At 70.0% G+C, this 17,349-nt stretch carries 14 protein-coding genes; 13 read left to right on the forward strand and 1 reads right to left on the reverse strand.

Annotated elements, in window-relative coordinates; translation table 11 throughout:
* The first annotated feature begins 8 nt into the window (after positions 1-8).
* The 5 genes from ftsL to mraY all read left to right on the forward strand — a co-directional run bounded on the left by ftsL (position 9) and on the right by mraY (position 6,682).
* Positions 9-605 carry a cell division protein FtsL gene (ftsL, locus tag AC1PZ7_RS06475; RefSeq protein ID WP_482358673.1) on the forward strand — a complete coding sequence of 199 codons (597 nt, stop codon included), beginning with the start codon at positions 9-11 and terminating at the stop codon, positions 603-605.
* Positions 606-620: 15 nt separating this feature from the next.
* Positions 621-2,426 carry a peptidoglycan D,D-transpeptidase FtsI family protein gene (locus AC1PZ7_RS06480; protein ID WP_482358674.1) on the forward strand — a complete coding sequence of 602 codons (1,806 nt, stop codon included), beginning with the start codon at positions 621-623 and terminating at the stop codon, positions 2,424-2,426.
* 110 nt (positions 2,427-2,536) lie between these two features.
* On the forward strand, positions 2,537-4,024 hold the full coding sequence (locus tag AC1PZ7_RS06485; RefSeq protein ID WP_482358675.1) for a UDP-N-acetylmuramoyl-L-alanyl-D-glutamate--2,6-diaminopimelate ligase: 1,488 nt from the start codon (positions 2,537-2,539) through the stop codon (positions 4,022-4,024).
* 4 nt (positions 4,025-4,028) lie between these two features.
* Entirely contained in the window at positions 4,029-5,498 is a 1,470-nt protein-coding gene (locus tag AC1PZ7_RS06490) for a UDP-N-acetylmuramoylalanyl-D-glutamyl-2,6-diaminopimelate--D-alanyl-D-alanine ligase (RefSeq protein WP_482358676.1), read from the forward strand.
* Positions 5,499-5,596: 98 nt separating this feature from the next.
* Complete coding sequence (gene mraY / locus AC1PZ7_RS06495; protein WP_482358677.1) at positions 5,597-6,682, forward strand: phospho-N-acetylmuramoyl-pentapeptide-transferase; 1,086 nt, start codon at positions 5,597-5,599, stop codon at positions 6,680-6,682.
* Positions 6,683-6,816: 134 nt separating this feature from the next.
* Here mraY and AC1PZ7_RS06500 read toward each other — a convergent pair whose 3' ends face one another.
* Positions 6,817-7,713, reverse strand: coding sequence for an MBL fold metallo-hydrolase (locus AC1PZ7_RS06500; protein WP_482358678.1), 897 nt, complete (start codon positions 7,711-7,713; stop codon positions 6,817-6,819).
* Between the two features lie 124 nt (positions 7,714-7,837).
* On the opposite strand from AC1PZ7_RS06500, the gene murD reads away from it, so the two are divergent.
* The 8 genes from murD to ftsA all read left to right on the forward strand — a co-directional run bounded on the left by murD (position 7,838) and on the right by ftsA (position 17,313).
* Positions 7,838-9,238, forward strand: coding sequence for a UDP-N-acetylmuramoyl-L-alanine--D-glutamate ligase (gene murD / locus AC1PZ7_RS06505; RefSeq protein ID WP_482358679.1), 1,401 nt, complete (start codon positions 7,838-7,840; stop codon positions 9,236-9,238).
* Positions 9,239-9,316: 78 nt separating this feature from the next.
* Complete coding sequence (ftsW, locus tag AC1PZ7_RS06510) at positions 9,317-10,489, forward strand: putative lipid II flippase FtsW (RefSeq protein WP_482358680.1); 1,173 nt, start codon at positions 9,317-9,319, stop codon at positions 10,487-10,489.
* Positions 10,490-10,538: 49 nt separating this feature from the next.
* Positions 10,539-11,624: an undecaprenyldiphospho-muramoylpentapeptide beta-N-acetylglucosaminyltransferase gene (gene murG, locus AC1PZ7_RS06515; RefSeq protein ID WP_482359582.1), complete on the forward strand. Its 1,086-nt coding sequence runs from the start codon at positions 10,539-10,541 to the stop codon at positions 11,622-11,624.
* A gap of 105 nt (positions 11,625-11,729) precedes the next feature.
* On the forward strand, positions 11,730-13,139 hold the full coding sequence (gene murC / locus AC1PZ7_RS06520; protein WP_482358681.1) for a UDP-N-acetylmuramate--L-alanine ligase: 1,410 nt from the start codon (positions 11,730-11,732) through the stop codon (positions 13,137-13,139).
* Positions 13,136-14,056: a UDP-N-acetylmuramate dehydrogenase gene (gene murB / locus AC1PZ7_RS06525; protein ID WP_482358682.1), complete on the forward strand. Its 921-nt coding sequence runs from the start codon at positions 13,136-13,138 to the stop codon at positions 14,054-14,056. Before murC ends, murB begins: the two co-directional genes overlap by 4 nt.
* Positions 14,057-14,090: 34 nt before the next feature.
* Positions 14,091-15,011 (forward strand): D-alanine--D-alanine ligase, encoded by a 921-nt coding sequence (locus tag AC1PZ7_RS06530; RefSeq protein ID WP_482358683.1) that lies wholly within the window; start codon positions 14,091-14,093, stop codon positions 15,009-15,011.
* Positions 14,978-15,991 carry a cell division protein FtsQ/DivIB gene (locus AC1PZ7_RS06535; protein WP_482358684.1) on the forward strand — a complete coding sequence of 338 codons (1,014 nt, stop codon included), beginning with the start codon at positions 14,978-14,980 and terminating at the stop codon, positions 15,989-15,991. The genes AC1PZ7_RS06530 and AC1PZ7_RS06535 overlap by 34 nt, the downstream gene beginning before the upstream one ends.
* Complete coding sequence (ftsA, locus tag AC1PZ7_RS06540; RefSeq protein ID WP_482358685.1) at positions 15,988-17,313, forward strand: cell division protein FtsA; 1,326 nt, start codon at positions 15,988-15,990, stop codon at positions 17,311-17,313. Before AC1PZ7_RS06535 ends, ftsA begins: the two co-directional genes overlap by 4 nt.
* Positions 17,314-17,349: the final 36 nt, after the last annotated feature.

The raw sequence follows: 17,349 nt of genomic DNA on the forward strand, positions 1-17,349 counted from the left end.
GTCGAGACATGTTCCGCGTACTCAATGCCGTCTCGGTCATCGCCCTGCTCGCCGCGGCCGGCGCCGTCTATCACGTCAAATATTCCGCGGCCTTCGAGGCGCAGCAGATCGCCCAGCTGCGCACCGAGATCCGTTCCGAACGTGACCGCATTGCCCTCATGCATGCCGAATGGGCGCGCCGCACCGCGCCCGACCGCATCCAGGCATTGGCCGAGAAGCACCTCGACATGCAGCCGCTCGATGTCGACCACATGGATCGCCTCGCCAGCCTGCCCGCCAAGGCGGATGGCGGCGGCGACGCGCTCGGCGGCATGATCGAGGCGCTGGTGGACGGGCCGTCGCTCAATCCGCCCGCGCTGCCGCCCGCCGCCGCCAAGCCGGCGGCGAAGCCCGCCAAATCCGCGCCGGTGGCGCGTCTGCCCGATGATGCGCCGCTGCCGGAAGCGCCGTTCTCCGAGGAGCCGCTGCCGCTCTCGGCCATTCCGCCCGCCGGCAATATGGGCGGGGCGCGCCCCGGTCTCGCCGGACCGCAGGGCGTGATCGGCTCACCGCTCAATCCCGCGGCGGCGCGGCCGCTGCTCCCGCCCGGCGCGGTCGGCCAGTAGTCCGGAGGAGACCACATGATCGCGTTCCTCACATCCTCCGCCGCCTGGCTCAGGCGCTTCCTCGCCTCGCTGCCGACGCGGCTGCTGCGCCTGCCGCTGGTGCTGCTGCGTAGTCTCGCCGGCATCGTGCGCGCCGCCTTCGGGCGCGGCCGACCCGAGCCGCATGCGGTGGCGCGGGCGCGCCTGCTTCTGTGCATGCTGGTCTTCAGCGGGGTGTATCTCGCCATTGCCGGCCGGCTCGCCATGTTCGCCTCGGCGCCGGAAGGCGCGCTGGCGCGGCGCGGCGTCGCCTCCGACGCGGTGGCCTCGGCCCGGCCGGACGTGCTCGACCGCAACGGCCTGGTGCTCGCCACCGACGTGAAGTCCTCCTCGCTCTATGGCGAGCCGCGCCGGCTGATCGACGTCGACGAGGCGGTCGAGGCGCTGACCGCCGTGCTGCCGGACCTCGATGCCAACGAGCTGCGCCAGCGCCTGTCGACCAATCGCGGCTTCGTCTGGCTCAAGCGCGACATCACCCCGCAGCAGCAGCGCGAGATCCACAATCTCGGCCTGCCAGGCATCGGCTTCATGACCGAGAACCGCCGGGTTTATCCCGGCGGCACGCTCGGCGCGCATGTCCTCGGCTCCACCAATATCGACAATCAGGGCATCGCCGGCATCGAGAAATGGGTCGACACGCGCGGCCTCGCCGACCTGCATCTGGCCGGCTTCGCCTCCGACCGGCAGCAGGAGCCGGTGGAACTGGCGCTCGACCTGCGCGTGCAGCATGTGCTGCGCGACGAGCTTTTTACCGCCAAGGAGAAGTTCAAGGCCATCGCCGCCGCCGGCACCGTGGTGGACGTGCGCACCGGCGAGATCGTCGCCATGGTCTCGCTGCCGGACTTCGACGCCAACGACCCGGCCCGCTCGCTCGACCCGAAGAACCTCAACCGCCTCACCACCGGCGTGTTCGAGATGGGTTCGACCTTCAAGGCGCTGACCTTCGCCATGGCGCTGGACAGCGGCCGCTTCAACATCAACTCGACGCTGGATGCGCGCGGGGCGCTGCATTTCGGACGGTTCAAGATCAGCGACTACCACGCCGAGAACCGCGTGCTGACGCTGCCCGAGGTCTTCCTCTATTCCTCGAACATCGGCACGGCGAAGATGGCGCTGACGCTCGGCGTCGACGCCCACAAGGCCTTCCTCGCCAAGGCCGGGCAGCTTGACCGGCTGCGCACCGAGCTTCCCGAGAGCGCCATGCCCATCGTGCCCAAGCGCTGGGGCGAGCTGAACACCGCGACCATCGCCTTCGGCCACGGCCTCGCCGTCGCGCCGCTGCAGGCGGTGATGGCCGTCAACTCGCTGGTCAATGGCGGCTATCTCATTCCCCCGACCTTTCTCAAGCGCACACCCGAGGAGGTGTCGGCGCTGGCGGTTCCGATCATCAAGCCGGAGACCAGCGCCAAGATGCGCTACCTGCTGCGGCTGAACGCCGAGAAGGGCTCGGCCAAGAAGGTCAACGTCCCGGGATTCTACGCCGGCGGCAAGACCGGCACCGCCGAGAAGGTGGTCAACGGGCGCTATTCCAAGACCAAGCTGCTCACCACCTTCACGGGCGTGTTTCCGATGGACAACCCGCAATATCTCGTGCTGGTGATCCTCGACGAGCCGCAGGCGGTCGAGGGCACCTATGGCTACGCCACTGCCGGCTGGAACGCCGCGCCGACGACGGGCAAGATCATCTCCCGCATCGGTCCCATGCTCGGCATCATGCCGCGCACCGACGTTCCCTCGGCCGAGAGCCTGCTCGCCAACGTCAAGCTGGCGCGGGTGCAGTAACGGCCAGACGGCCGATTTCCGGAGCGTCATCCGCCTGGAATCGGCTATGGCGAATTCTGTGCCGGACAGGTCCCGCGCGGCCCGTTCGGGACAAGGGCAGGACGACGTGAATGTCTGAGCGGATACGACCCACGGCCGACGGCGCGCGCATCCTCACCCTGCGGGGACTGGTCGGCGAGGATGCCGACTATGCCGGTGCCGATCCCGACATGAGTGTCGGCGAGCCCTCGCTCGACAGCCGCCGAGCTCGGGCCGGCGACGTGTTCTTCGCGCTGGCCGGCCCCAAGGCGGACGGCCTCGCCTTCGCCCGCGACGCCATCGCGCGCGGCGCGGTCGCCGTGGTGGCCGAGGTCGAGCGGCCGGAAGGGCTCGATCCGGCGATCTCCTATGTTCGTGTCGGCAATGCGCGCCGCGCCGTGGCGCTGGCCGCTGCGCGGACCTTTCCGCGCCAGCCGGAGACCATCGCCGCCGTCACCGGCACCTCCGGCAAGACCTCGGTCGCCTCCTTCGTCCGCCAGATCTGGCAGGGGCTCGGCCATGCCAGCGCGTCTGTCGGCACGCTCGGCGTGGTGGCGCCCTCCGGCGCGGTCTATGGCTCGCTCACCACGCCCGACCCGATCGAACTGCACCGCACGCTGCACGCGCTCGCGGTGGAGGGCGTCACGCATCTGTGCCTGGAAGCCTCCTCGCACGGGCTCGACCAGCATCGGCTCGACGGCGTGCGGCTGAAGGCGGGCGCCTTCACCAATCTCTCGCGCGACCATCTCGACTACCACCCGAGCATGGAGGCCTATCTCGACGCCAAGATGCGGCTGTTCCGCGATCTGGTGCCGCGCGGCGGCGGGGCGGCGGTGTGGGTCGACACGACCGAGGGCAGCCATGCCGCCCAGATCGCCGCCGACCATGAGCTGAACGTGCTCGGCATCGGCGTCGCGGGGGCGGGTATCGCGCTGATCTCGCGCCACGACGAGGGGCTCGGCCAGCGCCTGGAGATCGAGGCCGACGGCGAGCGCTACAGCCTGAAGCTGCCGCTGGTCGGCGCGTTCCAGGCGTGCAACGCGCTGGTGGCGGCGGGCCTCGCCATGCTCACCGGCGCCAGCGCGCGCACGGCTTTGCCGATGCTGGAGACATTGCAGGGCGTGCCGGGGCGTCTGGAACTCGTCGGCACGAAAGAAGGCGCCGGCGTCTTCGTCGACTACGCCCACAAGCCGGACGCGCTGGCCAACGCGCTCGACGCGCTGCGGCCCTATGCGCCGGGCCGTCTCATCGTGGTGTTCGGCTGCGGCGGCGACCGCGACCGGGGCAAGCGCCCCCTGATGGGCGCCATCGCTGCGCGGAAGGCCGACGTGGCGATCGTCACCGACGACAATCCGCGCAGCGAGGATCCCGCCGCCATCCGCGCAGCGATCCTCGCCAGCGCCCCCGGGGCGCGCGAGATTGGCGACCGGGCGCAGGCCATTGGCGCCGCCATCGCCATGGCGAAGTCCGGGGACGTCGTGCTGATTGCCGGCAAGGGTCACGAAACCGGCCAAATCATAGGCGACCGGACACTGCCATTCTCCGACCGCGACGTCGCGGTCGACTGCATCGAGGGATGACCGCATGGCCGCTCATCTGGCCGCCGCCCAATCCGCCGCCTCTTCGCCGCTCTGGACGCCGGACGCGCTCGCGGGCGCGACGGGCGGTACGCTCATGGGGCGGCCCGCCTCCGCCGCCGGCGGCGTGTCGATCGACACCCGCACCCTGCAGCCGGGCGACGTGTTCTTCGCCATTCGCGGCGAGAACAGCGACGGCCATGGCTATGTCCGGGCGGCGGCGGATCGCGGCGCCGCGCTGAGCGTGGTCGAGCGCGCGCGTGCCGGCGAGATGCCGGAAGGTCTTGCCCTGCTGGCGGTCGACGACGTGCTCGGCGCGCTGGAGGCGACCGGCCGTGCGGCTCGGGCGCGAACGCGCGCGCGGATCGTCGGCGTCACCGGCTCGGTCGGCAAGACCACGACCAAGGAGGCGCTGCTGCTGGCGCTCGGCGCCGACGGGCCGACCCATGCCTCGGCGGCCTCCTACAACAATCACTGGGGCGTGCCGCTTTCCCTCGCCCGCATGCCGCAGGCGAGCGCCTATGGCGTGTTCGAGCTCGGCATGAACCATGCCGGGGAGATCGCGCCGCTGGTCGCCATGGTGCGCCCGCATGTGGCGGTGGTCACCACGGTCGAGCCGGTGCACATCGCCCAGTTCGAGAGTGTCGAGGCGATCGCCGACGCCAAGGCCGAGATCTTCACCGGGGTCGAGCCGGGCGGTGCCGCGGTGCTCAACCGCGACAATCCGCATTTCGAGCGGCTGGCGGCGGCGGCGCGTGCCGCCGGCATCCAGAACATCGTCGGCTTCGGCGAGGCGGAGGGGGCGCAGGCCCGGCTCACCTGCGTCAAGCTGCAGCCGCAGAGCTCGACCGCCATCGCCGACATCATGGGCGAGATGGTGAGCTTCAAGATCGGCCTGCCGGGGCGGCACATCGTGCAGAACGCGCTCGCCGTGCTCGCCGCCGCCAAGCTCGCCGGCGCCGACCTCGCGCTGGCCGCGCTGGCCCTGTCCTCGCTCGGCCCGCCGCCGGGGCGCGGCGGGCGCACGCTGCTCGCCGTCAAGGGTGGCCAGGCATTGCTGATCGACGAGAGCTACAACGCCAACCCTGCCTCGATGCGCGCCGCGCTCGCCGTGCTCGGCACCACCCCGGCGACGGGTCGCGGACGGCGGATCGCGGTGCTCGGCGACATGCTGGAACTGGGAGCGTCGGGCGAGGCGATGCACCGCGAACTCGCTCCCGCCGCCGGGGCGGCGGAACTGGTGTTCTGCGCCGGGCCGCTGATGCGGGCGCTGTGGGAGGCGCTTCCCGAGGGGCGCCGCGGCGCCTGGGCGCCGGACGCGCCGGCCCTGCTCCCCCTCGTCGCCGAGCGGCTGCGCGGCGGCGACGTGGTGATGGTGAAGGGCTCGAACGGCAGCCGGATGGGGCCGCTGGTGCGCGCCCTCGCCGAGCGATTTCCCGCCGGCGCGCTTGCCGAACGGGCGGAAACGTCCGAATGAGCCGCGCCCGCCATCCCGTCACCGATCCGGGCACGTCCCGCCGCCGCATGCGGCGCGCCGCCGACGTGCCGACCCGTCCACCCGAAGGTTGATCCCCCATGCTGCAATGGCTTGCCGAACTACAGGGAAGCGTCCCGGCGGTTAACGTGTTCCGCTACATCACCTTCCGCACCGGCGGGGCGATCATCACCGCGCTGTTGTTCGTCTTCATGTTCGGCCCCGCCATCATCGCCATGCTGCGGCTGAAGCAGGGCAAGGGCCAGCCGATCCGCACCGACGGGCCGCAGTCGCACCTGCTGACCAAGAAGGGCACGCCGACCATGGGCGGGCTGATGATCTTCTCCGGTCTCATGGTCGCGATCCTGCTGTGGGGGAACCTGTCCAACCCCTATGTCTGGGTGGTACTGTTCGTGACCATCAGCTTCGGGCTGATCGGCTTCTATGACGACTATCTGAAAGTGACCAAGCAGACCCATAACGGGCTCTCCGGCAAGACGCGCCTCGCCATCGAGGGGCTGATCGCCGGCATCGCCGCCGTGGTGATCATGCATGTCGGGCGCGAGCCGCTGTCCTCCTCGCTCGCCTTCCCCTTCTTCAAGGATCTGCTGATCGACCTCGGCTGGTTCTTCGTCATCTTCGGCGCCTTCGTCATCGTCGCCGCCGGCAATGCGGTGAACCTCACCGACGGCCTCGACGGGCTCGCCATCGTGCCGGTCATGGTGGCCGCCGCCAGCTTCGGGATGATCTCGTATCTCTCCGGCAACGTGCTGTTCGCGGACTACCTGCAGATTCACTATGTCGCGGGCGTGGGCGAACTCGCGGTGATATGCGGCGCCATCATCGGCGCGGGCATCGGCTTCCTGTGGTTCAACGCGCCGCCGGCGCAGATCTTCATGGGCGATACCGGCTCGCTGGCGCTGGGCGGCCTGCTCGGCACCATCGCCGTGGCGACCAAGCACGAGATCGTGCTGGCGGTGATCGGCGGCCTGTTCGTGCTGGAGGCGGTGTCGGTGATCGTGCAGGTCGCTTCCTTCAAGTTCACCGGCAAGCGCGTGTTCAAGATGGCGCCGATCCACCACCATTTCGAACAGAAGGGCTGGACCGAGCCGCAGATCGTCATCCGCTTCTGGATCATCGCCGTGGTGCTGGCGCTGATCGGGCTGTCCACGCTCAAGCTGCGGTGAGGCAGGACGGCGCCGTCATCCCGGCCGGTGAGCCGGGATCGCCCGCCGCGAATCACAGGCGATCCCGGATACGGCCTGCGGCCGTTCCGGGATGACGGCCGGTGAATAACACCGCCGTCATGGCATCGGGGATGCTATGGCAGCGCCAGCACCTGCTTCACATTGTTGGCGTGGACCTCTTCATAGGGCTGGAAGTAGGTCAGCGCCCCGCTGGCGAGGTCCCCGGCGACGAAGGTGGAAAGGTCCTGATCGGCCAGCGCCATGTCGGTGCGGGTGTGCAGCAGCTTCTTCACATAGCGGATGGTGGCGTCGATCAGCTCGGGGCCGTAGCCGCCCGCGGCGATCACCTCGGGCGCGCCGTGATTGGGCAGGATGCGCGGATAACCCCACTCCTTGATCCGCTTCAGCTCCTCGACATGGACCGGCAGGCGGTCCGCTTCGGCGACATAGGTGATCGGCTCCTCCAGCGTGTCGCCGGCCAGCATGAGGCCGAGCGCGGGCAACAGCAGGATCAGCCCGTCATGGCTGTGGATCTCGGCCGGCTCCAGCCTCACCGTGAGCGCGCCGACCTGCAGCTCGGTCGGCCCGGTGATCACATGGTTCGGCATCACCAGCGGGAAGATCGGCGGGTCGCCGTTCTCCAGCGCCACACGATGGGCGGCGAGTGCCCGCTCGGTGCGGTCGAGGGCGATGATCTCGCAATCGGCGAACACCTCGTTGCCGGCGACGTGGTCGTCGTGCCAGTGACTCAACACCACGCGGATCGAGCGCACGCCGGCTTCTTCCAGCGTCTTTCGCATCATCCGCGCATGGGTGAGCGAGATATGGGTGTCGTAGACGAGCGCTTCCGCGCCATCGACCACGGCATAGACGCAGACGCCCAGCGCATAGGCGCCGTCGTCGAGCCAGTTCGGCGCCGCCGAATGCGCCCGCGCGCCCGCGATGCGTCCGTCATAGAAAGCGTAGACGTTCGGATGCGGCCGTAGCACCCGCATCGTCGAGCCGAGGGGAAGAAGGGCGGGGGCGGGCATGGCGGGTCTCGTGCGTGGGAGCGAATGGGCGGGCGGGGGCGACAGGCCGATCATTTCATCGGCCCCGGAAATGCGCTAGCCAGATGCGTCCCCGTCGGACGCCTGCCAGTCGAGGTCGCGTCACATGATCCCCGTCACCTCTCTCAATGACCGCGCCGTCGCCCTGTTCGGGCTCGGCGGCTCCGGGCTCGCCACCGCCAGGGCGCTGATCGCCGGCGGCGCGCGGGTGATCGCGTGGGACGATTCGCCCGCGTCGGTCGCCAGGGCGGCGGCGGAAGGCATCCCGACCGGCGATCTCAAGGCGGCCGACTGGTCGGGACTGGCCGCTCTGGTGCTGGCGCCCGGCGTGCCGCTCACCCATCCCGAGCCGCACTGGACGGTGAGGATGGCCCGTGCCGCCGGGGTGGAGATCATTGGCGACATCGAGCTGTTCTGCCGCGAGCGGCGCCTCGCCACCCGCCGGCCGCCTCTCGCCGCCATCACCGGCACCAACGGCAAGTCGACCACCACCGCGCTGCTCGCCCACCTGATGAAGGTCGGCGGCCGCGACGTGCAGATCGGCGGCAATTTCGGCCCGGCCATCCTCGGGCTGGAGCCGCCGAAGCCCGGGCGGGTCTATGTCATTGAATGTTCCTCCTACCAGATTGATCTCGCCCCGAGCCTCGACCCGTCCGTCGGCATCCTGCTGAACCTGTCGCCTGACCATATCGACCGACACGGCACGATGGAGCATTACGCCGAGGTGAAGGAGCGCCTCGTCGCGCAGGTCGAGGCCGGCGGCACGGCGGTGATCGGTATCGACGACGACTGGTCGCGCGCCATTGCGGACCGGGCGGATGCGGCGGGCCGGAACGTCGTGCGGCTTTCCATGCACGCGCGGCTCGACGACGGCATCTTCCTCGACGGCACGGATCTCGCGGTGGCGGAAAACGGCGTGCGCGTCTTCACCCTGCCGCTCGCCGGCATCGGCTCGCTGCGCGGCGCGCACAATGCGCAGAATGCCGCCGCCGCCTATGCGGCCGCCCGTGCGCTCGGCCTCGCGCCGGAGGTGATCGCGGCCGGAATGGCCAGCTTTCCCGGCCTCGCGCACCGCATGGAGCAGGTGCGCACGCTCGGCAACGTGTTGTTCGTCAACGATTCCAAGGCGACCAATGCGGATGCCGCCGAGCGCGCCCTGCTCTCCTTCGACGACATCTTCTGGATCGCCGGCGGCAAGCCGAAGGAGGGCGGCATCGCGCCGCTGAAGCCCTATTTCTCAAGGGTGCGCAAGGCCTATCTGATCGGCGTGGCGGCGGAAGAATTCGCGGCGACGCTCGGTGACGCGGTTCCCTACGAGATGTGCGGCACGCTCGACGTGGCGGTGGCGCGGGCTGCAAGGGACGCTGCAAGCGCTGCTGCCACCTCCAGGCTGCAGCAGCCCGTCGTGCTGCTGTCTCCCGCCTGCGCCAGCTTCGACCAGTACCGCAATTTCGAGGTGCGCGGCGACGCCTTCCGCGATCTCGTCAACGCCCTGCCGGCCGGCTGAGATGCGGCCGCGCCATTAAGCGCCCGTCAACCTTAACCGTCCGATACTCCGGCAACCCGTTTTCCCGGAGTGGCGTACATGATTTCGCGTGCCGAACGGACGGTGGTCGGCGAGTGGTGGTGGACCATCGATCGGCTGCTGCTCGGCGCTCTTGCCGCCTTGATGATCATCGGCATCGTGCTGGCGCTGGCCGCCAGCCCGCCGGTGGCGGCGCGCCTGGGCATCGCCGATCCGTTCCATTTCGTGAACCGCCAGGTGATGTTCCTGGTGCCGGCGCTGGCGGTGCTGCTCGCCACCTCGTTCCTGTCGCCGCGCAACATCAGGCGCATCGCGCTGCTGCTGTTCTTCGTCTTTCTCGCCCTCGTCTGCGCGACGCTGGTGATCGGGCCGGAGGTGAAGGGCGCGCGGCGCTGGCTCAGCGTTGCCGGCATCACCGTACAGCCCTCGGAGTTCCTCAAGCCGAGCTTCGTCATCATCGCCGCCTGGCTATTCTCGGAGAGCGTGCGGCGGCCGGAAATGCCGGGCCAGCTTCTCGCCATCGGCCTGCTCGGCATGGTGGTGACGCCGCTGGTGATGCAGCCCGATTTCGGCCAGACCATGCTGGTCTCGCTGGTCTGGGGCAGCCTGTTCTTCCTCGCCGGGCTGCGCATCATCTGGGTGATCGGCCTCGCCGGGCTCGGCGCCACGGGGCTGTTCGTCGCCTATACGCTGGTGCCGCATGTGAGCCAGCGCATCGACCGCTTCCTGAACCCGGATTCCGGCGACACCTACCAGATCGACCTGTCGATCAACAGTTTCCTCAATGGCGGCTGGCTGGGGCAGGGGCCGGGCGAGGGCAGCTTCAAGAAGGTGCTGCCGGACGGCCACACCGACTTCATCTTCGCGGTGGCCGGCGAGGAATTCGGCGCGGTGCTCTGCATCATGATCGCCGGCCTGTTCGCCTTCATCGTGCTGCGCGCGCTGGCCCGGGCGATGAACGACGAGGACCCTTTCGTGCGCTTCGCCACGGCGGGCCTTGCCATCCTGTTCGGGCTGCAGTCCTGCATCAACATGATGGTGAACCTGCACATGATGCCGGCCAAGGGCATGACGCTGCCCTTCGTCTCCTATGGCGGCTCCTCGCTGCTGTCGCTCGCCTATGGCATGGGCATGCTGCTGGCCCTGACGCGGCGGCGCCCGCGCACCGCGACGCTGGCCGAGCTGGAACGGCTCGGCACGCGGCTCGGCGCGCCGATGCCGCGCCCGGCATGAGGCGCGTCCCGTGAGGTCCACTGTGGAATCCGCATCCCGGCCGCTCGTCATGCTCGCCGCCGGCGGCACCGGCGGCCATCTCTTCCCCGCCGAGGCGCTGGCCGGCGTGCTGGCGCGGCGCGGCATCGAGGTCGACCTCGTCACCGATGCGCGGGCCGCCCGCTATGCCGGGCACTTCCCGGCGCGGCGGCTGCATGTGCTGCCGGCCGAGACGGTGCGGGGGCGCTCGCCGGTGGCGCTGGCGCGCACCGCTCTCACGCTGGGCCTCGGCTTCATCAAGGGCTACCGGCTCATGCGGGCGATGAAGCCTTCCATCGTGGTCGGCTTCGGCGGCTACCCAACCGTGCCGCCGATCCTCGCGGCGCGCTTCGCCGGTTTTCCCACGCTGATCCACGAGGCCAATGCGGTGATGGGGCGGGCCAACACGCTGCTCGCCTCCCGCGTCACCGCCATCGCCTCGGGCTATCCCGACATCTGTGCCGCCCATCCGGCGCTCGCCGCCAAGGCGCATCACACCGGCAACCCGGTTCGTCCGGCGGTGATCGAGGCGGCCGGCGTGCCGTTCGGCGCGCTGGAGCCGGGCGGGCCGATCGACCTGCTGGTGGTCGGCGGCAGCCAGGGCGCGCGGGTGATGAGCGAGATCGTGCCGCCGGGCGTCGAGAAGCTCGACCCGGCGCTACGCGCGCGCCTGCGGATCGTGCAGCAGGCGCGGCCGGAGGATATCGAGGCCGTGCGGGCGCGCTATGACCGTCTCGGCGTCACCGCGGAGCTGGCGCCCTTCTTCAGCGACCTGCCGGCGCGCATCGCTCGGGCGCATCTCGTCATCTCCCGTTCCGGCGCGATGACGGTGGCCGAACTCGGCGTGATCGGCCGCCCCTCCATCCTCGTGCCGCTGCCCGGCGCGCTCGACCAGGACCAGCTCGCCAACGCCACCGCGCTGGCCAATGGCGGCGGCGCCGTGCTGATGCCGCAGAGCCATTTCACCCCCGACCGTTTCGCCGAACTCATCACCCGCCTCGCCGGCGAGCCCGGCCGCCTCGCGGCCATGGCGGCCGATGCGCGCCGCATGGGCCGCGCCGACGCGGCCGAACGGCTGGCCGACCTCGTCGTCGCGGTTGCCAAGATCGATGCCTAGCGATTGCACCATTGACGGGATGACGCGCGGGGCGCCCTCGTTTATTCCTGCGCGCCCGGAAGTTGCGCCGGCGCCATTGCTGCGCGCGGGCGGAAGGAAGAACGCATGAAGCTCCCGCTGTCTCTCGGCCCCATCCATTTCGTCGGCATCGGCGGCATCGGCATGAGCGGCATCGCCGAGGTGCTGCACAATCTCGGCTACACGGTGCAGGGCTCCGACGTCGCCGAAAGCGCCAATGTGAAGCGCCTCGCCGAGAAGGGCATCAAGGTGCTCATCGGCCATGCCAGCGAGAACATCGAGGGGGCGGAGGTTCTCGTCGTCTCCACCGCCATCCGGCGCGACAATCCCGAGCTGGTCGCGGCCCGCGCCAAGCGCCTGCCGGTGGTGCGCCGGGCCGAGATGCTGGCCGAGCTGATGCGGCTGAAGAGCTGCGTCGCCGTCGCCGGCACGCACGGCAAGACCACCACCACCTCGCTGGTGGCGACCCTGCTCGACGCCGGCGGCTTCGATCCGACGGTCATCAATGGCGGCATCATCAACGCCTACGGCACCAATGCGCGCCTGGGCGACGGCGAATGGATGGTGGTGGAGGCCGACGAGAGCGACGGCACCTTCCTGAAGCTGCCGGTCGAGGTGGCCATCGTCACCAATATCGACCCCGAGCATCTCGACCACTTCAAGACCTTCGAGGCGGTGCAGGCGGCGTTCCGCAGCTTCATCGACAATTTGCCCTTCTACGGCTTCGCGGTGATGTGCACCGACCATCCGGTGGTGCAGGACCTCGTCGGCCATGTGGAAGACCGCCGGGTCATCACCTATGGCGAGAACCCGCAGGCGGATGTGCGCATCGTCGATGTCGATCTGCGCGGCGGGCAGTCGCGTTTCGGCGTGCTGTTCCGCGACCGCACCGGCGCGGTGGTGCATGAACTGCGCGACCTCGTGCTGCCCATGCCGGGCCGGCACAACGCGCTCAACGCGACCGCCGCCATCGCGGTGGCGCGCGAGCTCGGCGCCAGCGACGAGCAGATCCGCAGCGCGCTCGCCGGCTTCGGCGGCGTGAAGCGGCGCTTCACCCGCACCGGCGAGGTGGACGGCGTCACCATCTTCGACGATTACGGCCATCACCCGGTGGAGATTTCCGCCGTGCTGCGCGCCGCCCGCGCCTCCACCGAGGGGCAGGTGATCGCCATCGTGCAGCCGCACCGCTACACGCGCCTGCAGTCGCTGTTCGAGCAGTTCGCCACCTGCTTCAACGACGCCGACCACGTGATCGTCGCCGACGTCTACGCGGCCGGCGAGGCGCCGATTCCCGGCATCGACCGCGACCATCTCGTCGAGGCGCTGCGCGCGCGCGGCCACCGCTCGGTGATCGCGCTGCCGGGGCCGGAGGCGCTGGCCGGCATCGTGAAGGGACTGTCGAGGCCGACCGACTACGTCGTCTGCCTGGGCGCCGGCAACATCACCCAATGGGCCTATGCCCTGCCGGAGCAGCTCGCCGGGGAGCCGGCGGCGTGAGCTTCCCCGACATCGCGCCCGAGCTTGCCGCCCGCATGCCGGAGCTGCGCGGCCGGCTGATCGCCAACCAGTCGCTGGCCGAGCTGACCTGGTTCCGCGTCGGCGGGCCGGCGCAGCTGCTGTTCACCCCGGCCGACGAGGACGACCTCGCCTATTTCCTCCGGCGGCTGCCGGAGGAGATGCCGGTGACGGTGATCGGCCTCGGCTCCAACCTGATCGTGCGGGACGGCGGCGTGCCGGGCGTGGTGATCCGGCTCGGGCGCGGCTTCAGCGAGATCACGGTCGAGGAGGGCAGCCGCCTGCGGGTCGGCACGGCGGTGCCGGACGTGAAGCTCGCCCGCGCCGCCGCGGATGCGGGGATCGACGGGCTCGCCTTCTATCGCGGCATTCCCGGCGGGATCGGCGGCGCGCTGCGCATGAATGCCGGGGCGCATGGCGGCGAGACCCGCGACTGCCTCGTCGAGGCGCGCGGGGTCGACCGGGCCGGCAATGTCCGCTCCTTCGCCAATGCCGATTTCGGGTTCAGCTACCGCCACTCGCAGGCGCCGGCCGACGTGATCTTCACCAGCGCGCTCTATCAGGGCCGGCCGGGCGACACGGCGTCGATCCTCGCCGAGATGGACCGAATCACCGAGGCGCGCGAGGCCTCGCAGCCGATCCGCGAGAAGACCGGCGGCTCGACCTTCAAGAACCCGCCCGGCCACAAGGCCTGGCAGCTCATCGACGCCGCCGGCTGCCGCGGCCTGCGACAGGGTGGCGCCCAGATGTCGACGATGCACTGCAACTTCATGATCAACACCGGCGGCGCCACCGCCGCCGACATCGAAGGGCTCGGCGAGGACGTCCGCCGCCGCGTGAAGGAGCATTCCGGCGTCGAGCTGGAATGGGAGATCAAGCGAATCGGCATTCCCGGCTGAGCGATGCGGCCTCCGGGCCGCAGAGGAGAACACCATGTCCAAGCATGTGGCCGTCCTGATGGGCGGCTGGTCGGCCGAGCGCGAGGTCTCGCTGCGCTCGGGCGAGGCCTGTGCGACGGCGGCGGAGAGCGTCGGCTACCGCGTCACGCGCGTGGATGTCGGGCGCGACATCGCCCATGTGCTCGAACGGCTCAAGCCCGACGTGGCGCTCAACGTTCTGCACGGCCGGCCCGGCGAGGACGGCACCATCCAGGGCATTCTGGAGATCATGCGCATCCCCTACAGCCATTCCGGCGTGCTCGCCTCGGCGCTCGCCATGGACAAGGTGCAGGCCAAGATCGTCATGGCGGCCCACGGCGTCCCGGTCCCCGAGGGCCGGGTGGTGACGCGCGCCGAGGCGGCGCGCGGGCATGTGCTGCCGCGCCCCTATGTGCTCAAGCCGATTTCGGAGGGATCGTCGGTCGGCGTGTTCATCATTCGCGAGGATCAGGAATACCCGCCGCAGGAGCTGAATCGCACCGACTGGTCGTTCGGCGAACAGCTTCTGGCGGAGCGATTCATCCCCGGACTGGAGCTGACCTGCGCCGTCATGGGCGAAAAGGCGCTCGGCGTGATCGAGATCCAGTCCGACCTAAAGTTCTATGATTACGAGGCAAAATACGCTCCGGGCGGATCCCGCCACATTCTTCCAGCGCAAATTTTACCGAATGTTTACCAAAAGGTGGGGATGTTAGCGGTTAAGGCGCATCGCGCGCTCGGCTGTCGGGGCATCACGAGGGCGGACTTCCGATACGACGATCGGACCGGGGACGAATCCGGTCTGGTCTGTCTGGAAGTTAACACCCAGCCCGGAATGACCGAGACGTCGCTTGTGCCCGAACTGGCTGCCCATGCGGGCCATTCGTTCGGTGAGCTTGTACGATGGATGGTGGAGGACGCTTCGCTCGATCGCTGACCCCGCGGCAGACGCCGGCGGGCAAGCGGACCGGCGCGGCCACAGGCGATTCGCAGCGCGGCGCGCGCGACCGGGTGACGGTGCGTCCGGCACCGGCGCGCGAGCGCACCCGTCTGCTCGACCGCACCATCATCGGCGGTCGTCGCTTCTTCGTCGGTCTTTCCGCGTCCCGCGCCATGAGCTGCGGTGTCGGCACCTGGCTGACGGCGCTGCTGTTCGCCGCCACCGGCGTCTACGGCCTCGAGCGCGGCGGCCACATGCCGGCGGCGACCGAGACCGTCCGCGACATGGGCGACGTGGCCGCCAACCTCGCCGGCTTCCGCATCGCCAACGTCAATCTTTCCGGCCAGAATCACGTGACCCCGGGCGATATCCTCGCCACGGCCGGCGTGAAGCCGACCTCCTCGCTGCTCTTCCTCGACGCCGAGGGCGCACGCACCCGGCTGGAGGAACTCGCCTGGATCAAGCGCGCCACGGTGCAGAAGCTCTATCCCGACCGGCTCGACATCCAGATCGTCGAGCGCGAGGGCTTCGCGCTCTGGCAGCGGGACGGCAAGATCAACGTCATCGCCCGCGACGGGCGGGTGATCGCTCCCTATTCCGACGATCCGCGCTACATCCGCCTGCCCATCGTCGTCGGTGACGGCGCCGAGACCAACGTGGTCGAGATCGTCGAGGCGCTGAGCCTGGTGCCGGGCGTGCGCGACCAGGTGCGCGCGGCGATCCGCGTCGCCGACCGCCGCTGGACGCTGAAGATGCGCAACGGCATCGACGTGCGCCTGCCCGAACATGGTCTTGCCGACGCGCTGCAGCAGCTCGCCGTTCTCGACAAGGAGAAATCGCTGCTGACCCGCGACATCACCATCGTCGACCTTCGCCTGCCCGACCGCGTGTCGGTCCGTCTCTCCGATGCCGCCTATGAGGCGCGCCAGGCCGAGCTGAAGGCTCGGGCCAAGGCGAAGAAGGGAGGCAATACATGAGGCCCCGCGCCCCGTTCGAGGTTGCCCCGAAAATGCGTCCGCTGTCGCCGCGCCGCGCCGGCGTGGTCGGCGTGCTGGAAGTCGGCACCTCCAAGATCGTCTGCATGATCGCCCGGCTGAAGCCGCGCGACGCCTCGTCGAGCCTGCGCAGGCGCACCCATTCGGTCGACGTGCTCGGCATCGGCCACACCAGCGCGCACGGCATCAAGGGCGGCGCGGTCATCGACATGGAGCGCGCCGAGCACGCCATCCGCCGGGCGGTCGACGCCGCCGAGCGCATGGCCGGCGCGCAGATCGCCTCCGTCGTGGTCTCCTTCGCCGGCGGCCGTCTGTCCTCCGAGCATTTCGCCGCCGAGGTCGACCTGCCGGAGCCGGCGGTAGCGGAAGGCGACATTCGCCGCGTGCTCGACGCGGCCTCGACCTTCGCCGTCGGCGAGGGGCGCACCATCCTGCACGCCCTGCCGGTCGGCTACGCGCTCGACGGGGTCGGCGGCATCGGCGAGCCGCGCGGCATGCTCGGGCGCCGGCTCGGCGTCGACCTGCACGTCGTGACCGCCGAGGCCGCGGCGGTGCGCAACCTGCTGCTGTGCATCGAGCGCTGCCATCTCGGCGTCGAGGCGATGGTCGCCGCCCCCTATGCGGCGGCGCTCTCCACGCTGGCCGACGACGAGGCCGAGCTCGGCGTGACGCTGATCGACTTCGGTTCGGGCACCACGACCGTGGCGGTGGTCGAGAACGGCCATTGCGTCCATGTCGACGGCATCGCCATCGGCGGCCAGCACGTCACCAACGACGTGGCGCGGGGGCTCTCCACCCGCCTCGTCGATGCCGAGCGGCTCAAGAGCCTGCATGGCGGTGTCATGGCGATGAACGCCGACGAGCGCGAGATGCTCACCGTGCCGGGCATTTCCGATGACCATCACGACCTGCCGCGGGCGATTCCCAAGGCGCGTCTCGTGCGCATCGTCCGCCCGCGGGTGGAGGAAATCGTCGAACTGGTGCGCGACCGCCTGCTCGCCTCCGGCCATGCCGCCGGCGCCGGCCGGCGCATCGTGCTCACCGGCGGCGCCGCGCAGCTCACCGGCCTCGCCGAGCTGGTCGGCAAGATCATGGGCCCGCAGGTGCGCATCGGCCGCCCGCTGGGCATCTCCAAGCTGCCGGAAGCCGCGCGCGGGGCGCCCTTCGCCGTCGCCACCGGCCTCCTGGTCTATCCGCAGGTCGCGGGCCTCGAACATTTCGAGGCGCGCCGTCGGCGCCACTCCCACGGAGAGGGCGACGGCTATTTTTCGCGCGTCGGAAACTGGCTGAGGGAGGCCTTCTGACGTGTTCCATCAAATCCGCGCCGGCGGAACCGGCAC

Source organism: Ancylobacter sp. TW_SC_1, assembly GCF_056836805.1.

Coding starts and splice junctions, on each gene's coding strand:
- murG (WP_482359582.1), top strand. CDS start 10,539: ATGCTCGCCGCCGGCGGCACCGGCGGCCATCTCTTCCCCGCCGAGGCG.
- AC1PZ7_RS06535 (WP_482358684.1), top strand. CDS start 14,978: ATGGATGGTGGAGGACGCTTCGCTCGATCGCTGACCCCGCGGCAGACG.
- AC1PZ7_RS06480 (WP_482358674.1), top strand. CDS start 621: ATGATCGCGTTCCTCACATCCTCCGCCGCCTGGCTCAGGCGCTTCCTC.
- murD (WP_482358679.1), top strand. CDS start 7,838: ATGATCCCCGTCACCTCTCTCAATGACCGCGCCGTCGCCCTGTTCGGG.
- ftsL (WP_482358673.1), top strand. CDS start 9: ATGTTCCGCGTACTCAATGCCGTCTCGGTCATCGCCCTGCTCGCCGCG.
- AC1PZ7_RS06485 (WP_482358675.1), top strand. CDS start 2,537: ATGTCTGAGCGGATACGACCCACGGCCGACGGCGCGCGCATCCTCACC.
- ftsW (WP_482358680.1), top strand. CDS start 9,317: ATGATTTCGCGTGCCGAACGGACGGTGGTCGGCGAGTGGTGGTGGACC.
- murC (WP_482358681.1), top strand. CDS start 11,730: ATGAAGCTCCCGCTGTCTCTCGGCCCCATCCATTTCGTCGGCATCGGC.
- AC1PZ7_RS06500 (WP_482358678.1), bottom strand. CDS start 7,713: ATGCCCGCCCCCGCCCTTCTTCCCCTCGGCTCGACGATGCGGGTGCTA.
- ftsA (WP_482358685.1), top strand. CDS start 15,988: ATGAGGCCCCGCGCCCCGTTCGAGGTTGCCCCGAAAATGCGTCCGCTG.
- AC1PZ7_RS06530 (WP_482358683.1), top strand. CDS start 14,091: ATGTCCAAGCATGTGGCCGTCCTGATGGGCGGCTGGTCGGCCGAGCGC.
- AC1PZ7_RS06490 (WP_482358676.1), top strand. CDS start 4,029: ATGGCCGCTCATCTGGCCGCCGCCCAATCCGCCGCCTCTTCGCCGCTC.
- mraY (WP_482358677.1), top strand. CDS start 5,597: ATGCTGCAATGGCTTGCCGAACTACAGGGAAGCGTCCCGGCGGTTAAC.